Here is a 16,609-nt window from a genome sequence, read left to right as displayed (position 1 = left end):
CCCCGCCGTGCGGGCGGGACCGTGCGCAACGGTTGATCGCCGCGCTGATCGCCACGCGGCTGACAAAGTACAATCTGGGCGGTACCACGGACCTGCCGCCGCGTGACGGCCGCCGCCGCATTCTGGTGCCCGGACAGGTCGAGGATGACGCCTCGATCCTGAAAGGCGCGGGGGCTGAAAGGACCAACCTTGCGCTGCTGCAGCGGGTTCGGACGGACAATCCGGACGCCTGCCTGATCTACAAGCCCCACCCGGATGTCGAGGCCGGCCTGCGCCCCGGCACCATCAATGCCGCGTCACTGACGGCACTGGCCGATCATGTCGCCACTGACGCCGACCCCGTCACGCTGATCGATGCCGTGGACGAGGTCTGGACCATCACCTCGACCCTGGGGTTCGAAGCGCTGCTGCGCGGCAGGCCGGTCACGGTCCTGGGCGCGCCCTTCTATGCGGGCTGGGGGCTGACGCGCGATCTGGGGCCCCTGCCCGCCCGCCGTCAGGCGCGGCCCGATCTGGCGGCGCTGGTGCATGCCTGCCTGATCGCCTATCCGCGCTATCGCGATCCGGTGACGGGCCTGCCCTGCCCTGTCGAACTGGCACTGGAACGGCTGGCGGCGGGACAGGCGCACCCGCCCCCGGCGCTGCGGCTGCTGGCCAAGGCGCAAGGCGCGCTGGCCGGACATGCCTGGATCTGGCGCCGTTAGGCGCGGGTCCAGCGGTGGAACAGGTCGCCGCCGATGGCACGCGTTTCGACCAAGCGGAACCGCGGCGCCTCGGCCAGGCGGGTCCAGCCGGTGGGCCCCAGAAACGGCCGCGCCTCGGCCCCAAGCGCCAGACCGGCGGTATAGCCGACCAGCTGATCGACCAGCCCCGCCGACAGCAGACTGGCCGCCAGCCGCCCGCCCCCCTCGCAGAAAACCCGCGTGATACCGCGTGCGCCCAGGTCCGACAGGATCTGCGCCGGCGCACCCTCGACCCGCCACAGCGGCCCATGATCGGCGTCCTGCGGCGGCAATGGCGGCAGCGCCTGCGCCGACACGACGATGCGCACCGGCTGCTGGGGCGTGCGGATGCCGCGGACGTTCAACTGCGGCAGATCGGTGCGGGCGGTCGCGCCGCCGACCATGATCGCGTCATGCTGGGCGCGCAGCGCGTGGACATGCGCCCGCGCGGCGGGGCCGGTGATCCAGCGGCTTTCCCCGCTGGCCATCGCGATGCGACCGTCCAGGCTGCTGGCAAGCTTCAGCGTCACGAAGGGGCGGCCCGAGGTGATGCGCAGCAGGAACCCCGCCTGCAGATCAGCTGCCTGATCCGCAAGCACGCCCTCGGTCAAGGGAATGCCCGCATCGCGCAGCATCTGGTGGCCGCGACCGGCCACTCGCGGGTCGGGGTCGGTCAGCGCGGTGACGACACGGGCCACACCTGCGCTTGCCAGCCCCTCGGCACAGGGGGGCGTACGGCCGTGATGGGCGCAGGGCTCCAGCGTGACATAGGCAGTGGCGCCCGCCGCCAGCGGACCCGCCTGGTCCAGCGCCATGCGTTCGGCATGCGGCCTGCCACCGGGCTGGGTCCAGCCGCGCCCGACCACACGCCCGTCGCGCAGCAGCACGCAGCCCACCGCGGGGTTCGGCCAGACATTGCCCAGACCGCGCCGCGCCAGGCGCAGGGCATGGGCCATGTGCCGGGCGTCGTCTGTCGGATCGGGGGTCAATCGTTGGCGGCGCCGGGGCGCAGCTCGGACACGAACTTGTCGAAATCGTCCGCGTCCTGAAAGTTCTTGTAGACGCTGGCAAAGCGGACATAGCCGACATTGTCGATGCGCGACAAAGCCTCCATCACGATCTCTCCGATCGCCTTGGATGGGATGTCGGTCTCTCCAGTGCTTTCCAGCCGCCGGACGATGCCGCTGATCATCTGTTCGATCCGCTCGGGCTCGACCGGGCGCTTCTGCATGGCGATCCGGATCGAGCGGGCCATCTTGTCGCGATCGAAATCCTCGCGCTTGCCGTTGGTCTTGACCACGACCAGATCGCGCAGCTGCACGCGTTCATACGTGGTAAAGCGGCCATTGCAGGACGGGCAGAAGCGACGGCGGCGGATGGCCACGTTATCCTCGGCCGGGCGCGAGTCCTTGACCTGGGTATCGGCATTTCCGCAAAACGGGCAGCGCATTCCGTTGTCCCTGTGCTGAGGCGATCCACCGTGACTATAGGCAGCTTGGCAGGGATTGGGTAGCGTTATCCACAGCCCACAAGATAGGCCCCCCGGAACCTGTGGCCCGAATGCCGCGTTGCCGGACGTAATTTCCTGCGGGATTCAACCGATTGAGGCATCCATGACCCAGACCCTGTTCATCACCGGCGCCTCCTCCGGCATCGGTGCGGCAACCGCCCGCGCCGCAGTCGCGGCGGGCTGGAACGTCGCCCTGTTCGCCCGGTCCGCGGACAAGCTGTCCGCCCTGGCGGACGAGCTTGGCGACAAGGCGATGGTCGTCGGCGGCGACGCGACCGACATCGACTCGCTGACGGCTGCCGCGGCGCAGGTTGCCGACCATTTCGGTGGCATCGACGCGGCCTATGCCAATGCCGGGCGCGGCCTGTCCAAGCCGGGGACCGAGGCCGGCGACCTGGACGACATCCGCGGGATGATCGATCTGAACGTGATGGGCGTCGTTCTGACCGCCCGCGCGCTGCTGCCGCATCTGCGCAAGACGCGCGGCACGCTGGTCCTGACCGGGTCGGCTGCGGGACGCCAGCACATCAAGGGCTCGATCTATGGGGCGACCAAGTGGTTCGTGCACGGCTATGCCGGCAACCTGGCCGAAGAGATGCGCGAATGGGGCGGACGCTGCTGCGTCGTGGCGCCGGGCATGGTCGACACCGCCTTCTTCGATGACGGCGCGCCCGACAAGCTGCAGCCGGACGATGTCGCCGCGGCCGTCCTGCACATGATCACCGCACCCGAACGTGCCGCGATCCGCGAGGTCTATCTGATGCCTCAGGCCTGAGGCGCAAACATCGCCACGACCTGACGCCGATGCGGGGCGCGGCGATGTTCGACCAGATAGATCCCCTGCCAGCGGCCCAGCATCATCCGACCCCGATCGACCGGGATCTGCAGGGTCGTGGGCAGGACCGCAGCCTTGAGATGCGCGGGCATGTCGTCCGGCCCTTCATAGCGATGGGTGATCCAGCCCATCGACGGATCGTCGGCGGGCGGGGCCAGACGATCCAGCCAAGCCAGAAGGTCGGTTTGCACCTCGGGGTCGGCATTCTCCTGGATCAGCAGCGACGCCGACGTGTGCTGCACGATCAGCGTCAGCACCCCCTGCGCGGCACCCGTTGCGCGCAACCAATCGGCCAGATCGGCGGTGATCTCGTGGCAGGCGGGGCCATGGGTGGCGACAGTCAGGATGTGCATCATTCGGCGGCCTCCGGACCCAGCAGGGCATCATCGCGGTCATGATCAAGGTCGATCTGCTTGCTGGCCCGCGCGCCCAGGGACCGCAGCATCTCGACCTGGCGGATGACGTTGCCGGACCCGCGCGTCAGCCGGTCCATGGCCTGCCCATGCGCGCGGTTGGCTTGATCCAGCGCGCGACCGACCCCGTCCATCGCCTCGACGAAACCCGCGACCTTGTCGTACAGCTGCCCCGCCCGGCGCGCGATCTCCAACGCATTGCTTTCGCGACGCTCGACCGCCCAGATGTGATCGACGGTGCGCAGGGTCAGCATCAACGTGGTGGGCGTCGTCAGCCCCACGCGCCGTTCCATCGCAAACGCCGCCAGCGCCGGGTCGGCCCGCAGCGCGTCCGAAAACGCCCCCTCGATCGGAATGAACATCAGCACGTAATCGACCGAATTGTCGTCCATCCGCTGATAGCCCTTGCCCGACAGCGTGGCGATATGCGTGCGGATCGCGGCCACATGCCGGCGCAGGGCCGCGGCGGCAGCAACCGGGTCGTCCAGCGTCACCGAGGCCTCGTAGTCGTTCAGCGACACCTTGCTGTCGATCACCATCACCTTGCCGCGCGGCATCTTCACGACCACGTCGGGGCGCCACAGCTTGCCGTCGTCATCGCGCCAGCTGGACTGCATGTCGTAATGCGTCCCGGCCATCAGGCCGGAATCCTCCAGGATGCGTTCCAGCACCATCTCGCCCCAGGCACCCTGCTGCTGCTTGTCGCCCTTCAGCGCGCGGGTCAGGTTCACGGCCTCGCGGCTGATCTGCTCGCTGCGATTGTGCAACGACAGGATCTGTTCGCGCAGGCGGGCCGATTCCTCGTCCAGCACCTTGTTGCGGGTCTGCAGCTCGGTCTGGAACCGGCCGACCTGGTCGCGGAACGGAGTCAGCAGGGCCGACAACTGGTCGTTCTGCAGCCGCTGCAGATCGTCCTGTTGGACGCGCAGGGTCTCGGCCGACAGCAGCTTGAACTGCTGGGTCATCTCGGCCCGCAGCTCTCGCAGGGTGGCCACCTCGCGGGCGCTGGCTTCCGCGTCCTTTTCGGCACGCAGGCGGGTCTCGGCCAGACGGGTCTCCAGCTGCGCCGCCTGCTGGCGCGCAAGGTGCAGCGCGTCTGTCAGGCCGTCACGCTCCTCCGTCAGGTCGGCAAGGCGGGCATCCTGCGCCTCGGCCCGGGTCTTCGCGCGGGTCTGGTCCAGGTTCGCAGCATGCACCTGATCCTCGGCACGCGTCGCGCGGTCACGCATCTGTGCCAGCGCCCGCTGTCCGCGCCACAACAGCAGCAGCGTCAGCGCGCCGGCCAGCGCCGGCCCGATCACCGTCATGTCGGAAAGCCAGGCCCCGGCATCGTCGAACTGCATCCTGCTGTCACCCCGTCGTTTTGGGGGCAGTGTTCACAGTTTGTGCCGCAAGCGCAAGGCGCTGTCAGATATCCAGGCCCATCATGAAGGCCACCACGCCGCCGGCGTAATCGCCGCGATGCACGGTTGAACTGTCCGACCGCGCGAACCAGTCCATCAGCGACGCCCGGTCCCGGTCCGAAAACCGCATGCGCCAGTCCTGAAACCGGCGGTGGTCCAGCGCACCTTGGTCCAAGATCTCGAAATCGCGATGCCGGTCGTCGTGCACCAAAGAGGACACCACCTGCCGCAAGCCGTCTGCAGGCCCCTCCAGCCACTGGAAGAACAGGCCGTCCTCGTGGTGCAGACAGCCGGTCAGGCCAAGCGACTGGTTGCGGTGCCGCGCAGTGCGCAGGATGTCCTGCATGGCCGACCCGTCCAGACCGGCACGCGCGGTGCTGCGGTACAGGACAAAGCCAAGGCCATGCAGATCGTCCAGATCACTGGTCAAGGAACGACCGCAGCTTTCTGCTCCGCGAAGGATGCTTCAGCTTGCGCAGCGCCTTGGCCTCGATCTGGCGGATGCGCTCGCGGGTCACGCTGAACTGCTGGCCGACCTCCTCGAGGGTGTGGTCGGTGTTCATGCCGATGCCAAAGCGCATGCGCAGAACGCGCTCTTCCCGCGGGGTCAGGCTGGCCAGGACGCGGGTCGTGGTTTCCTTGAGGTTTTCCTGGATGGCGCTGTCCAGCGGCAGGACGGCGTTCTTGTCCTCGATGAAATCGCCAAGCTGGCTGTCCTCCTCGTCCCCGATCGGGGTCTCGAGGCTGATCGGCTCCTTGGCGATCTTCATCACCTTGCGGACCTTCTCCAGCGGCATCTGGAGCTTCTCGGCCAGTTCCTCCGGGGTCGGTTCGCGGCCAATCTCGTGCAGCATCTGGCGGCCGGTGCGGACCAGCTTGTTGATCGTCTCGATCATGTGGACCGGGATGCGGATCGTGCGCGCCTGATCCGCGATGGACCGGGTGATCGCCTGGCGGATCCACCAGGTCGCGTAGGTCGAGAACTTGTAGCCGCGGCGGTATTCGAACTTGTCCACGGCCTTCATCAGGCCGATGTTGCCCTCCTGGATCAGGTCCAGGAACTGCAGGCCGCGGTTCGTGTATTTCTTGGCGATCGAGATCACCAGGCGCAGGTTGGCCTCGACCATCTCCTTTTTCGCCTGGCGGGCTTCCTTTTCGCCGCGCTGGACCTGGCTGACGATCCGGCGGAATTCCTCGATGTCGACACCGACATACTGCCCGACCTCGGCCATGTCGCCGCGCAGACGCTCGACCTGGTCGCGCGACCGGTCGAACAGCGCCTGCCAGCCGCGCCCGGCCTGGGCGGACATGCGGTCGACCCAGTTCGGGTCCAGTTCCGACCCGCGATAGGCGTCGATGAACTCGCGACGGTTGATGCGGGCCGCGTCGGCCAGCTTGACCATGCCGCTGTCGATGGTGACGATCCGGCGGTTGATGCCGTACAGCTGGTCGACCAACGCCTCGATCCGGCCGCTGTTCAGGTGCAGCGAGTTCACCAACACGACGATTTCGGACCGCAGGGTCTGATAGTCGCTCTCGGCGCTGGCCGAGAAGCTGTTGTCCTCGTTCAGGGTCGCGGACATGCGCTGGTCCTGCATGTCGGCCAGCCCCTCGTAGTGATGGGCGATGGCTTCCAGCGTCTCCAGGACCTTGGGCTTGAGGCTTGCTTCCATCGCGGCCAGCGACAGGTTGGCGCCCTCGTCCTCGTCCTCGTCGTCCTCGACGCGCAGCGGGTTGCCGTCGGCGTCGAATTCCTCGCGCTTGGTGGCGGTGGTGCTGGCCTCGCCCTCGACGGTCAGTTCGACCTCCTCGGCCTCCTCGTCGTCCATGGACTGGCCGAAGGTGGTCTCAAGGTCGATGACGTCGCGCAGCAGGATCTCTTCGTCCAGCAGCTCTTCGCGCCACAGCGTGATGGCCTTGAAGGTCAGCGGGCTTTCGCACAGGCCCGCGATCATCGTGTTGCGGCCGGCCTCGATCCGCTTGGCGATGGCGATCTCGCCCTCGCGCGACAGCAGTTCGACCGATCCCATCTCGCGCAGGTACATGCGGACCGGGTCGTCGGTACGATCGAGCTTTTCGGTTTCGGTGGTCGAGACCGCCAGATCGCGCGACCCGGCGCCGGTGGTGACGATGGCCCCGCCCTCCGATTCCTCGGCGGCGTCGTCGTCCTCGATCACGTTGATGCCCATCTCGGACAGCATCGACATGACGTCCTCGATCTGCTCGCTGCTGACCTGCTCGGGGGGCAGGACGGCGTTCAGCTGGTCGTAGGTGATGTAGCCACGCTCGCGTGCCTCGGCGATCATCTTCTTGACCGCCGCCTGGCTCATGTCCAGCGTATGGGCATTGTCGTCCTTGTCGGTCTTGTCGTGGTCATCGTCCTTGGCGGCCATCCAGGGCTCCTTCTCGGCGAGATCGTGGGCGGGTGATTCGCATGTGCGGGCGAATCGTCGCAAAGTTGCTTCGTTTCTAGCGCGCTTCCCGGCCGAATCAAAGGCCGGGCGCGCTGATGATTCGCAACCCCGGAGGGATGCGATTCGGGGTCATCGCCGGGGCGGCTTGCGCCAGATCTGGCCCGACAGCCAGTCCGACAATTGCGCCGACATGGCGTCGCGATCCTCGTTCATGTCGCCCGATGTCTCCATCTCGGGGTTCTCGGCCCGGTGGCGGGCACGGGTGATCTGGCTGATGCGCCAGGTCAGGCCCTCGTCGGCCTCGCCCTGGATCTCCGATTCGGCTCGGGGCAGTTCGTGCGTCGTGGCGCGCGCGACCTCGATGCGGTCCAGAAGGTCCAGCAGCATCGTCACGGCGCCGTCGTCGTCCTTCCGTTCGATGATGGCGGGCGTCAGGCCCAGATGGGCGTCGCGGCGCAGGGTTTCAAGGCCGCGCCGTCCAGCCGGGCTGTCGGTGCGGGTCAGCAGGTCATGGAGCAGGGCCGCACGGTCGGGGTCGCGCGGCAGCACGCGTTCCAGCCGCGATTCGACCTGCGCCACCACCGACGGGCGCAGCGCGCAGATCAGCAGGGCCGCGCCTTCCAGCGTGCCCTCTCCCTGTTCCGGGACGTTCAGACCGACCGGCAGGGACGGCGCCCGCGGGGCCATCGAGGCCCCTTGGCGCCGGGCCGGGCCGCGCCCGGCCGCGCCCCCCCGCGGGGTGGTCTTGCGGGCGCGCCGCCGAACAGGTCCCACTGCTTGCGCCGGATATCCTCGGAATACAGCGCACGGGTGCGTTCGTCGGGGATGCGGGCCACGGCCTCGGCCAGCCGGCGATCCAGGGCCGCCTTGCGTTCGGGGCTGTCGAAGACCTGCCCCTGCGTCTCGCGGGCCCACAAGAGATCCAGCATGGGACGCGCCTGATCCAGCAGCGCCCCCATCGCACCTGGGCCGGACGCCTTGATCAGATCGTCTGGATCCTGCCCCGCGGGCAGGATGACAAAGCGCAGGGCCTGTCCCGGCCCGGTCAGCGGCAGCGCCAGGTCGATCAGCCGCTGCGCCGCGCGCTGGCCCGCCGGGTCGCCGTCAAGCGCGATCACAGGCTCCGGAGAGACGCGCCACATCAGGCGCAGCTGCTCCTCGGTGATGGCGGTCCCCAGGGGGGCCACCGCGCCCTCGAACCCCGCACGGGCCAAGGCGATGACGTCCATGTAGCCCTCGGCCACGACCAGCCGCTGACCCTTGGCAACGGCACTGCGCGCAGGGCCCAGATTGTAGAGGTTGCGCCCCTTGTCGAACAGCGGGGTTTCCGGGCTGTTGAGGTATTTCGCCCGCGCGTTCGGGTCCATCGCCCGCCCGCCGAAGCCGATGCAGCGGCCCTGCCCGTCGCGGATCGGAAAGACGATGCGCCCCCGGAACCGGTCATAGGCCGCGCCGCCGCCCTCGGGGCGGGCGGACATGCCGGCCTCGACGATCTGATCCTCGGCAAAGCCCTTGTCGCGCAGGGCCGCGGTCAGCGCAGTGCGGTTGTCGGGGGCAAAGCCGATCTCGAACCGGTCAAGCGCGGCGGTGTCCAGGCCGCGGCGGTCCAGGTAATCGCGCGCATCCGCCGCGGCACCGGTCTGCAATTGCAGGCGGAACCAGCGGCAGGCGGCCTCTGTCACCTCCAGCAGCTTGGTGCGCTTGTCGGTCTTTTCGCGGGCGCGGGGGTCGGGTTCGGGCATGGTCAGCCCGGCCTCTGCGGCCAGCAGCTTGACGGCCTCGATGAACTCCATCCCGTCATGGTCGCGCAGGAAGCCGATGGCATCGCCCTTGGCCTGACAGCCGAAGCAGTAATAATACCCCTTCTGGTCGTCGCAGTGGAAACTGGCGGATTTTTCCTGATGGAACGGGCATGGCGCCCACCAGTCGCCGCGCGCCTGGTTCGACTTGCGCAGATCCCACACGACCTTTTTGCCGATCACCCGGCTGATCGGGACGCGGTTGCGAATCTCGTCAAGGAAACCGGGGGGCAAGGACATGGGCGCGATTATCCGGCATGGCGCGGGGGGCAGCAAGCGGGTTCAGGCCCCCACGGCCCCGCGGGCAAGCCCCCAATAGATCTGGGCGATGCGGGCGCGGTCCAGGCGGCCCCCCTCGCGGTACCAGTTCGTCACCCCGGTCAGCATGGCGATCAGGGCCAGGGTGGTCAGCTTGGGGTCCTCGATCCGCATGGCGCGGGCGGCGACCCCGTCGCGCAGGATCGATTCCAGCGCGGCCTCGTACCGACCCCGCAGTGCTGCGATGCGGGCAAAGTTGTCGGGGGTCAGGTTGCGCAATTCCATATAGGACAGGAACACCGCGTCGCTGTGATCCAGGCTGAAGCCGATGTGGAACCGCACGAAGCGCTCCAGCCGCGCCAGCGGATCGGCGGCAGGGTCGTCGGACCAGGCGTCCAACAGGTCCTGCATGTGGCTTTCCAGCAGGTCGGCCAGCAACGCCTGTTTGTCGGACGTATAGGCGTAGAGCGCGCCTGCCTGCACGCCCACCGCGGCCGCGATCTGGCGCATCGACACGGCGGCATAGCCTTGCCGCGCGAACAGGCGGCGGGCCTTGTCGCGGATCAGGGGGCCGGTGATTTCGGCGCGGGAACCGGTGGTGCGAGCCATGGCGCCGTGTCTAGCGCGCAGCCGTGGCCGAGGGAAGGCGTTGCCGGGCGCCCAAGGCCCGCGTATCGTCGCCGCCATGAAGCACGCCCTGATCCTTGCGCTGACGCTGGCCGCCTGCACCGCCGACGGGGATTATCCCCGCCTGCTGCCGACGGAACAGGCCTTGGCCGAACCCGCCCTGCCCGCCCATGCGACCGCAGCCCGCACCGACCCCGCGCCCCTGGAGGACGCGACCGCCGCCCGTGCCGCGGCCCTGCGGGCGCGGGCCGATGCGTTGCGCGGGCCGGTCGTCGATCCCGGCCTGCAGGGACGCGCGGGCGGGTGATTGCCAGAGGCCCGCGCCACTGGTAATAAGTTTTGACCAGTTCGCGAAAGGCCATGCCATGCCCGTCATCACCTGCATCGACGATCTCAAGCGGATGCACCGCGCCCGCACGCCCAAGATGTTCTACGATTACGCGGAATCGGGCAGCTATACCGAACAGACCTTTCGCGACAACACGACCGATTTCGCGCGGCTGAAGCTGCGCCAGAAGGTGGCCGTGGACATGTCCGACCGCCGCCTGTCGCGCCAGATGGCGGGTCAGGCCGTGACCATGCCGGTGGCACTGGCCCCGGTCGGCATGACCGGCATGCAGCACGCCGACGGAGAGATCCACGCCGCCCGCGCGGCGGAAAAGTTCGGTGTGCCGTTCTGCCTGTCCACCATGTCCATCTGTTCGATCGAGGACGTGGCCGCGCACACCACCGCGCCCTTCATGTTCCAGCTGTACGTGATGAAGGACCAGGATTTCGTGGCCGCAATCATCGACCGCGCCAAGGCCGCGAATTGCAGCGCGCTGGTGCTGACGCTGGATCTGCAGATCCTGGGCCAGCGGCACAAGGACCTGAAGAACGGCCTGTCGGCGCCGCCCAAGATGACCCTGCCCACGGTGCTGGACCTGGCCACCCGCTGGCGGTGGGGCATGGGCATGCTGAAGACCAAGCGCCGCTTTTTCGGCAACATCGTGGGCCATGCCAAGGGCGTCGGCGACACCTCCAGCTTGATGAGCTGGACGGCGGAACAGTTCGACGAACGCCTTGACTGGGACAAGATCGCCAAGATCCGCGACATGTGGGGCGGCAAGCTGATCCTGAAGGGCATCCTGGACCCCGACGACGCGCGCATGGCCGCCGATTTCGGCGCCGACGCGATCATCGTCAGCAACCATGGCGGGCGCCAGCTGGACGGCGCGCTGTCGTCGATCAGGATGCTGCCCCATATCGTCAAGGCGGTGGGCGACCGGGTCGAGGTGCACATGGACAGCGGCATCCGGTCGGGCCAGGACGTGCTCAAGGCGCTGGCGCTTGGTGCGCATGGCACCTGGATCGGACGGGCCTGGCTGCACGGGCTGGGCGCGATGGGCGAGGCCGGAGTGACCCGCGCGCTGGAGATCATCCGCAAGGAGCTGGACACCAGCATGGCGCTGTGCGGCGAACGCGACCTGGACAATATCGGGCCCGAGCATCTGCTGATCCCGCGCGATTTCCTGGACGAATACCAGATCGGCCAGCCCGCCTAGAACAGGCGCGACATCCAGCGGTGGCGTCGGCCCGCAAGGCTGACGCCCCAGACCAGCAGGAACGGCAGCACGATGCCCAGGATCGCGGTAATGCCCGGATGCTCGACCCCCAGTTTCGGCAGGCCCTGCAGCACGATCACGTGCAGCACATAGATCCCCGCCGCCGCCCGCCCCAAGGGCAGCGCGGTGTCGGGCACGCGCAGCCGCATGACCAGCAGCAGGAGCGCCGGGCACAGGATCAGGTGGCCGACCGGGATCTCCAGCAGCGGCTCCTCTCCGATGCGGCGCAGCCAGTAGAGGCTTTCGCCGATTGTCAGGGCCAGCCCCGCCATAACCATCGCCCACAGCACGGCCGTCGACACACGCGGCGGATGCGCGGCCATCAGCCAGCCCATCGCCAGATAGGGATACAGATAGAACGGCCCGTTGCGGTAATGTTCGACCGGCACCTCGGCCAGGCCGGCCATCCGCGCGTATTGCAGCGCGATGCCCACCAGCCCCAGAACCACCGCCGACGCGACCACCGCCCCCGATCCCAGCAGGCGCACCGCGCCCAGGATCACGCCCGAGATCGCCAGCCCCTCCAGAAACCACAGGTGCATGAAGCCAAGCGTCAGTTCGGTCGCCGTCAGGCCGACGGGGCGGTTGGCGTAATAGGGCCACAGGAACAGCAGATAGACCACCGACCACGCCGCATACAGCACCAGCAGATGCCCCGCCCAGTCCGACAGCCGACCACGCCGCAGCACGGATGCCAGGAAATACCCGGCGATCAGGGTAAAGACCGGCACCGCGACGCGCAGGACGCTGTTGCCCGTGGCCAGCGCCACCAAGCCCGCATCGCCCCAGCCCCGGAACGTCTCTCGGGCCAGGCCCGAATGCGCGACGACCACGAAGGCGGCCAGCACCACCCGCAGATAGTCCACCGACATCAGCCGCGCCTGCGTCTTGTCCACCGCTGCCCCCCAGCCCCGCCGCGCCTTGCGCGCATGCCCTTCGGGCCATAGGGCCGGGGGGCCGGGCAAGTCAATTCACCTGCGCGCGTGCGTCGCGCGGCGTGGTATTTCTGACTTCACATCCGGGCCCGTCTGCGCTAAGGGCACCGCTTGGCGCCACGCACCCTTGGAGGGTGGCGTCTTCAATCATGGTTAAGGATTAAGAAAATGGCCAAAGAGATTCCGAATCTGGTGGCCGAGGCACGCGCGGGGTCAGGCAAGGGGGCCGCCCGCCAGACCCGCCGCGATGGCAAGGTGCCCGGTATCGTGTATGGCGACGGCAAAGAGCCCGTCTCGATCGCGTTCGACTTCAACAAGCTTCTGACCACGCTGCGCGCTGGCCGGTTCATGTCCACGCTGTGGAACCTGCAGGTCGAGGGCCAGGACGATGTCCGCGTCATCTGCCGCGGCGTTCAGCGCGACGTCGTCAAGGATCTGCCGATCCACATCGACTTCATGCGCCTGCGCCGCACGTCGAAGGTGAACCTGTTCATCCCCGTCGAGTTCATCAACGAGGACAAGTGCCCCGGTCTCAAGCGCGGCGGCACCCTGGTCACCGTGCGCCCCGAGGTCGAGCTGGTCGTGACCGCGGGTGACATCCCCGATCACCTGACCGTGGACCTGGAAGGCCGCGAGATCGGCGACACCATCCACATCAGCGACGTCAAGCTGCCCTCGGGCGCAAAGGCCACGATCGACCGCGACTTCGTCATCGCGAATCTGGCCGCCCCGTCGGCCCTGCGCGCCGAGGACGATGCTGCCGAAGACGACGCCGCCGAGGCACCTGCCGAGGCCTGATCCCGCGCGGATCGGTCGCATGACCTTGGGGGCGGTGCCGATGGCGCCGCCCCTTTCCATTCCGCCACCGCCTTGCTAGCCCACCCGTCAAGGAGACACGCATGGAACCCGTCCACATCATCGGTGCCGGCCTTGCCGGATCGGAAGCCGCCTGGCAGATCACCCGCATGGGCGTGCCCGTCGTGCTGCACGAAATGCGCCCGCAGGTCGGGACGTTCGCTCACAAGACCGGCGATTGCGCGGAAATGGTCTGCTCCAACAGCTTCCGGTCCGATGACGACGTGATGAACGCGGTGGGCCAGCTGCATTGGGAAATGCGCGCTGCCGGCGGGCTGATCATGGAGATGGCGGGCCTGCACCGCCTGCCCGCGGGCGGCGCGCTGGCCGTCGACCGCGCAGCGTTCTCAGCCGCCGTGACCGCCCGGTTGCAGGCCGAACCGCTGATCACCATCGTGCCCGGAGAGATCACCGACCTGCCCGACACCGGCAACTGGATCGTGGCCACGGGGCCGCTGACCTCGGACGCGCTGGCGGGGGCGATCCGGGGCGTCACGGGGACAGACGCGCTTGCCTTCTTTGACGCCATCGCGCCGATCGTTCATGCCGACACCATCGACATGTCGATCGCCTGGGAGCAGTCGCGCTATGACAAGGGCGAGACGCTGGCCGAGCAAAAGGCCTATATCAACTGCCCGATGACCAAGCCCGAATACGAAGCCTTCATCGACGCCCTGATGGACGCTGAAAAGGCCGAGTTCCACGAGGGAGAGACGGCGGGCTATTTCGACGGCTGCCTGCCGATCGAGGTGATGGCCGAACGCGGTCGGGAAACCCTGCGCCACGGCCCCATGAAGCCGGTGGGCCTGACGAATGCCCACAAGCCCGAGGAAAAGGCCTATGCCGTGGTCCAGCTGCGCCGCGACAACGCGTTGGGCACGCTGTACAATATCGTCGGCTTCCAGACCAAGATGAAATACGGCGCGCAGACCCAGGTGTTCCGCATGATCCCGGGGCTGCAGAACGCCGGCTTTGCGCGGCTTGGCGGCATCCACAGGAACAGCTTTCTGAACTCTCCGACGCTGCTGGATGACCGCATGCGCCTGCGGCTGCGCCCGAACCTGCGCTTTGCGGGCCAGGTCACCGGGGTCGAGGGCTATGTCGAAAGCGCCGCGATGGGACTGCTGGCGGGCCGGATGGCCGCCGCCCAGGCCTTGGGGCGCGATCTGGCGCCGCCGCCCTTCACCACCGCGATGGGCGCGCTGATCCATCACATCACCGGCGGGGCCGAGGCCAAGACCTTTCAGCCGATGAACGTGAATTTCGGCCTGTTCCCGCCGCTGCCCGACAGCCGGTCGGGCCGTCGCGGCCGCAAGGACCGCTATCCCGCCTACACGCAGCGGGCCAAGGACGATTACACCGCATGGCTGGCGGCGCAGTAACGCGGTTCGCCCCGTCGCCCACGGGGCTGCTGCATCAGGGGCATGCGTTTTCGGCGCTTACGGCGGCGGCGCAGGGCGATTTCCACCTGCGGATCGAGGATATCGACCGCGACCGCTGCCGCCCGGAATACGAAGCCGCGATCTTCGAGGACCTTGCGTGGCTGGGTCTGGAATGGCCGCAGCCGGTCATGCGCCAGTCGGACCGGATGCCGGCCTACAGGGACGCGCTGGCGCGGCTTGCGCCGCTGACCTATCCCTGCCGCTGCCGCCGGGGCGACATCCGCGCCGCCCTGTCTGCCCCGCAGGAGGGCGCCCTGCCCGCCGGGCCCGATGGGCTGATCTATCCCGGCACCTGCCGCCATCGCAGCGACGCGGATGCCGGGCCCGACGACGTGATCCGGCTGGACGCGGGCCGTGCATTCGACACGCTTGGGCTGGATTCCCTGGGGTTCACCGACCAAGGTATCGACCATGTGCTGACCCGGCAGCAGTTCCTAGACTGCATCGGCGATGTCGTCCTGTCGCGCCGGGGGATGGGCACGTCCTATCACCTGGCGGTGGTGGTGGACGACGCGGCGCAGGGCATCACGCTGGTGACGCGGGGGATGGACCTGTTCGCCTCGACCCATATCCATGTGCTGCTGCAGCGGCTTCTGGACCTGCCGACGCCGGCCTATCTGCACCACCGCCTGATCCGCGACACGGCGGGGCGGCGACTGGCGAAACGCGACGACGCCCGCGCCATCCGCCAGTATCGGGCCGAAGGCGCGACCCCCGCAGACATCCGCCGGATGGTGGGGCTTTAGACCATCGGTTCGGTCAGAACGACCTCGGCCCCATCGCGGATGCCGGTGTAAAAGCAGCTGCGCCGGTTCGTATGGCAGGCGGGCCCGGTCTGGTCGACCAGCACCAGCAGGCAGTCGCGGTCGCAATCGACCCGCATCTCGACCAGCGTCTGCACGTGGCCCGAACTTTCACCCTTGATCCAGAACGACGACCGCGACCGCGACCAATAGGTGACGCGCCCGGTCGACAGCGTGCGGGCGACGGCGTCGGCGTTCATCCAGGCCATCATCAGCACCTCGCCCGATGCGGCATCCTGCGCGATGGCGGGGATCAGGCCGGCCGCGTCATATTTCAGGCTGAGGGGGTCGAACATCGGGTTTCCTTTCGGCATGGCCGTCCCTATCTAATCCCCGACCCGCGCTGATGAAACCCCAAGGGATACGCATGGCCGAAACCGATCTGATGCAGCTTTATTCGCGACGCATCCTGGCGCTGACGACCGCCATTCCCCATCAGGGCCGTCTTGACGGCGCGCAAGCCAGCGTCCAGCGCCGGTCGCCGCAATGCGGATCGTCCGTGACGGTCCACCTGTCGATGGCCGATGGCCGCATAAGCGATTTCGCGCAGGAGGTTCGCGCCTGTGCCCTGGGGCAGGCGTCGGCCTCGGTGCTGGGACAGGCGGTGATCGGCATGGACCGGGCGGGGATCAACCAGGCGCGCGACCAGTTGCGCGCGATGCTGACCCAGGACGCCCCTGCGCCCGACGCGCCCTTTGCCGACCTGGAGGCGCTGACGCCTGCGCGCGCCTATCCCAACCGCCATCCGTCGATCCTGCTGGCGTGGGACGCCACGCTGGAGGCGTTGGACAAGGCATCGGCATGAAAAGGGCCGGCCCCCTGCGGGGCCGGCCAGGTGCGCGAGCTTTGGGGACGGATGGCGCACAGGCGGGGCGCCATCCCTGCGTCGCGGGGCAGTCGGTCAGACCTGCAGCATGGCGGGCAGCCACAGCAGGACAATGGTGGTCAGGCTGAGCGCGGCAGCCCCGATCAGGTCGATGGCAGTGTCT

18 protein-coding genes and 1 pseudogene are annotated in these 16,609 nt (G+C 68.2%); 8 read left to right on the top strand and 11 right to left on the bottom strand.

The genetic code is table 11. From position 1 onward, the window contains the following. Nucleotides 1-704 (top strand): annotated as a pseudogene (locus tag TY51_RS10430) (capsular polysaccharide biosynthesis protein); the annotation flags it as partial. Here TY51_RS10430 and ribD read toward each other — a convergent pair. Together ribD and nrdR are read right to left on the bottom strand one after the other, a co-directional pair. Then, nucleotides 701-1,711 carry a bifunctional diaminohydroxyphosphoribosylaminopyrimidine deaminase/5-amino-6-(5-phosphoribosylamino)uracil reductase RibD gene (ribD, locus tag TY51_RS10425; protein WP_255351400.1) on the bottom strand — a complete coding sequence of 337 codons (1,011 nt, stop codon included), beginning with the start codon at nt 1,709-1,711 and terminating at the stop codon, nt 701-703. The pseudogene TY51_RS10430 and the gene ribD overlap by 4 nt on opposite strands. Beyond that, nucleotides 1,708-2,172: a transcriptional regulator NrdR gene (nrdR, locus tag TY51_RS10420; RefSeq protein WP_042249280.1), complete on the bottom strand. Its 465-nt coding sequence runs from the start codon at nt 2,170-2,172 to the stop codon at nt 1,708-1,710. Before nrdR ends, ribD begins: the two co-directional genes overlap by 4 nt. Before the next feature lie 163 nt (nt 2,173-2,335). Here nrdR and TY51_RS10415 point away from each other — a divergent pair, with 163 nt between their 5' ends. Then, a complete protein-coding gene (locus TY51_RS10415) occupies nt 2,336-3,007 on the top strand; it encodes an SDR family oxidoreductase (protein ID WP_042249277.1) in 672 nt (223 codons plus the stop codon). Here TY51_RS10415 and TY51_RS10410 read toward each other — a convergent pair. From TY51_RS10410 to TY51_RS10385, 7 genes are all read right to left on the bottom strand, one after another. Then, the gene (locus TY51_RS10410) at nt 2,998-3,423 is read right to left on the bottom strand and encodes a secondary thiamine-phosphate synthase enzyme YjbQ (protein WP_042249274.1); all 426 of its coding nucleotides are present in this window, start codon (nt 3,421-3,423) and stop codon (nt 2,998-3,000) included. The genes TY51_RS10415 and TY51_RS10410 overlap by 10 nt on opposite strands. Further along, on the bottom strand, nt 3,420-4,823 hold the full coding sequence (gene rmuC, locus TY51_RS10405; RefSeq protein ID WP_042249272.1) for a DNA recombination protein RmuC: 1,404 nt from the start codon (nt 4,821-4,823) through the stop codon (nt 3,420-3,422). Before rmuC ends, TY51_RS10410 begins: the two co-directional genes overlap by 4 nt. Before the next feature lie 64 nt (nt 4,824-4,887). Next, nucleotides 4,888-5,313, bottom strand: coding sequence for a BLUF domain-containing protein (locus TY51_RS10400; protein WP_052650020.1), 426 nt, complete (start codon nt 5,311-5,313; stop codon nt 4,888-4,890). Continuing rightward, nucleotides 5,303-7,276 (bottom strand): RNA polymerase sigma factor RpoD, encoded by a 1,974-nt coding sequence (rpoD, locus tag TY51_RS10395; RefSeq protein ID WP_042249270.1) that lies wholly within the window; start codon nt 7,274-7,276, stop codon nt 5,303-5,305. The genes TY51_RS10400 and rpoD overlap by 11 nt, the downstream gene beginning before the upstream one ends. A gap of 150 nt (nt 7,277-7,426) precedes the next feature. Next, nucleotides 7,427-7,984 (bottom strand): hypothetical protein, encoded by a 558-nt coding sequence (locus tag TY51_RS23400; protein WP_231559001.1) that lies wholly within the window; start codon nt 7,982-7,984, stop codon nt 7,427-7,429. After that, nucleotides 7,948-9,336 carry a DNA primase gene (gene dnaG / locus TY51_RS10390; protein ID WP_231559000.1) on the bottom strand — a complete coding sequence of 463 codons (1,389 nt, stop codon included), beginning with the start codon at nt 9,334-9,336 and terminating at the stop codon, nt 7,948-7,950. Before dnaG ends, TY51_RS23400 begins: the two co-directional genes overlap by 37 nt. A gap of 42 nt (nt 9,337-9,378) precedes the next feature. Further along, nucleotides 9,379-9,963, bottom strand: a complete 585-nt coding sequence (locus TY51_RS10385) for a TetR/AcrR family transcriptional regulator (RefSeq protein ID WP_042249266.1) — start codon at nt 9,961-9,963, stop codon at nt 9,379-9,381. Between the two features lie 40 nt (nt 9,964-10,003). Here TY51_RS10385 and TY51_RS10380 point away from each other — a divergent pair, with 40 nt between their 5' ends. Together TY51_RS10380 and TY51_RS10375 are read left to right on the top strand one after the other, a co-directional pair. Then, the gene (locus TY51_RS10380; protein ID WP_197054718.1) at nt 10,004-10,288 is read left to right on the top strand and encodes a hypothetical protein; all 285 of its coding nucleotides are present in this window, start codon (nt 10,004-10,006) and stop codon (nt 10,286-10,288) included. Nucleotides 10,289-10,346: 58 nt separating this feature from the next. After that, on the top strand, nt 10,347-11,525 hold the full coding sequence (locus TY51_RS10375; protein ID WP_042249263.1) for an alpha-hydroxy acid oxidase: 1,179 nt from the start codon (nt 10,347-10,349) through the stop codon (nt 11,523-11,525). Here the strand turns inward: TY51_RS10375 and TY51_RS10370 are convergent. Beyond that, on the bottom strand, nt 11,522-12,550 hold the full coding sequence (locus TY51_RS10370) for an acyltransferase family protein (RefSeq protein WP_197054717.1): 1,029 nt from the start codon (nt 12,548-12,550) through the stop codon (nt 11,522-11,524). The genes TY51_RS10375 and TY51_RS10370 overlap by 4 nt on opposite strands. Before the next feature lie 138 nt (nt 12,551-12,688). On the opposite strand from TY51_RS10370, the gene TY51_RS10365 reads away from it, so the two are divergent. The 3 genes from TY51_RS10365 to gluQRS all read left to right on the top strand — a co-directional run bounded on the left by TY51_RS10365 (nt 12,689) and on the right by gluQRS (nt 15,563). Further along, nucleotides 12,689-13,318 carry a 50S ribosomal protein L25/general stress protein Ctc gene (locus tag TY51_RS10365; protein ID WP_042249258.1) on the top strand — a complete coding sequence of 210 codons (630 nt, stop codon included), beginning with the start codon at nt 12,689-12,691 and terminating at the stop codon, nt 13,316-13,318. A gap of 101 nt (nt 13,319-13,419) precedes the next feature. Further along, complete coding sequence (gene trmFO / locus TY51_RS10360; protein ID WP_042249251.1) at nt 13,420-14,757, top strand: methylenetetrahydrofolate--tRNA-(uracil(54)-C(5))-methyltransferase (FADH(2)-oxidizing) TrmFO; 1,338 nt, start codon at nt 13,420-13,422, stop codon at nt 14,755-14,757. After that, nucleotides 14,739-15,563 (top strand): tRNA glutamyl-Q(34) synthetase GluQRS, encoded by an 825-nt coding sequence (gluQRS, locus tag TY51_RS10355; RefSeq protein ID WP_042249248.1) that lies wholly within the window; start codon nt 14,739-14,741, stop codon nt 15,561-15,563. The genes trmFO and gluQRS overlap by 19 nt, the downstream gene beginning before the upstream one ends. Here the strand turns inward: gluQRS and hisI are convergent. Next, entirely contained in the window at nt 15,560-15,916 is a 357-nt protein-coding gene (hisI, locus tag TY51_RS10350) for a phosphoribosyl-AMP cyclohydrolase (protein WP_156117974.1), read from the bottom strand. The two genes, gluQRS and hisI, sit on opposite strands and share 4 nt — an antisense overlap. 71 nt (nt 15,917-15,987) lie before the next feature. Between hisI and TY51_RS10345 the strand changes: the two genes are divergently transcribed. Further along, nucleotides 15,988-16,425: an iron-sulfur cluster assembly scaffold protein gene (locus TY51_RS10345; protein WP_042249243.1), complete on the top strand. Its 438-nt coding sequence runs from the start codon at nt 15,988-15,990 to the stop codon at nt 16,423-16,425. Nucleotides 16,426-16,609 lie beyond the last annotated feature (184 nt).

It is taken from the genome of Paracoccus sp. PAMC 22219, from assembly GCF_000787695.1.
In the GTDB taxonomy this organism is placed as follows: domain Bacteria; phylum Pseudomonadota; class Alphaproteobacteria; order Rhodobacterales; family Rhodobacteraceae; genus Paracoccus.
Note: the sequence above shows the minus strand (reverse complement) of the source record. Positions and strands in the feature narration are given on the sequence as shown.

Bases quoted from the DNA above. Each gene is read 5' to 3' on its own strand.
- nrdR (WP_042249280.1), bottom strand. From the start codon at position 2,172: ATGCGCTGCCCGTTTTGCGGAAATGCCGATACCCAGGTCAAGGACTCG.
- TY51_RS10415 (WP_042249277.1), top strand. From the start codon at position 2,336: ATGACCCAGACCCTGTTCATCACCGGCGCCTCCTCCGGCATCGGTGCG.
- TY51_RS10410 (WP_042249274.1), bottom strand. From the start codon at position 3,423: ATGATGCACATCCTGACTGTCGCCACCCATGGCCCCGCCTGCCACGAG.
- rmuC (WP_042249272.1), bottom strand. From the start codon at position 4,823: ATGCAGTTCGACGATGCCGGGGCCTGGCTTTCCGACATGACGGTGATC.
- rpoD (WP_042249270.1), bottom strand. From the start codon at position 7,276: ATGGCCGCCAAGGACGATGACCACGACAAGACCGACAAGGACGACAAT.
- TY51_RS23400 (WP_231559001.1), bottom strand. From the start codon at position 7,984: ATGGCCCCGCGGGCGCCGTCCCTGCCGGTCGGTCTGAACGTCCCGGAA.
- dnaG (WP_231559000.1), bottom strand. From the start codon at position 9,336: ATGTCCTTGCCCCCCGGTTTCCTTGACGAGATTCGCAACCGCGTCCCG.
- TY51_RS10385 (WP_042249266.1), bottom strand. From the start codon at position 9,963: ATGGCTCGCACCACCGGTTCCCGCGCCGAAATCACCGGCCCCCTGATC.
- TY51_RS10375 (WP_042249263.1), top strand. From the start codon at position 10,347: ATGCCCGTCATCACCTGCATCGACGATCTCAAGCGGATGCACCGCGCC.
- TY51_RS10365 (WP_042249258.1), top strand. From the start codon at position 12,689: ATGGCCAAAGAGATTCCGAATCTGGTGGCCGAGGCACGCGCGGGGTCA.
- trmFO (WP_042249251.1), top strand. From the start codon at position 13,420: ATGGAACCCGTCCACATCATCGGTGCCGGCCTTGCCGGATCGGAAGCC.
- gluQRS (WP_042249248.1), top strand. From the start codon at position 14,739: ATGGCTGGCGGCGCAGTAACGCGGTTCGCCCCGTCGCCCACGGGGCTG.
- hisI (WP_156117974.1), bottom strand. From the start codon at position 15,916: ATGTTCGACCCCCTCAGCCTGAAATATGACGCGGCCGGCCTGATCCCC.
- TY51_RS10345 (WP_042249243.1), top strand. From the start codon at position 15,988: ATGGCCGAAACCGATCTGATGCAGCTTTATTCGCGACGCATCCTGGCG.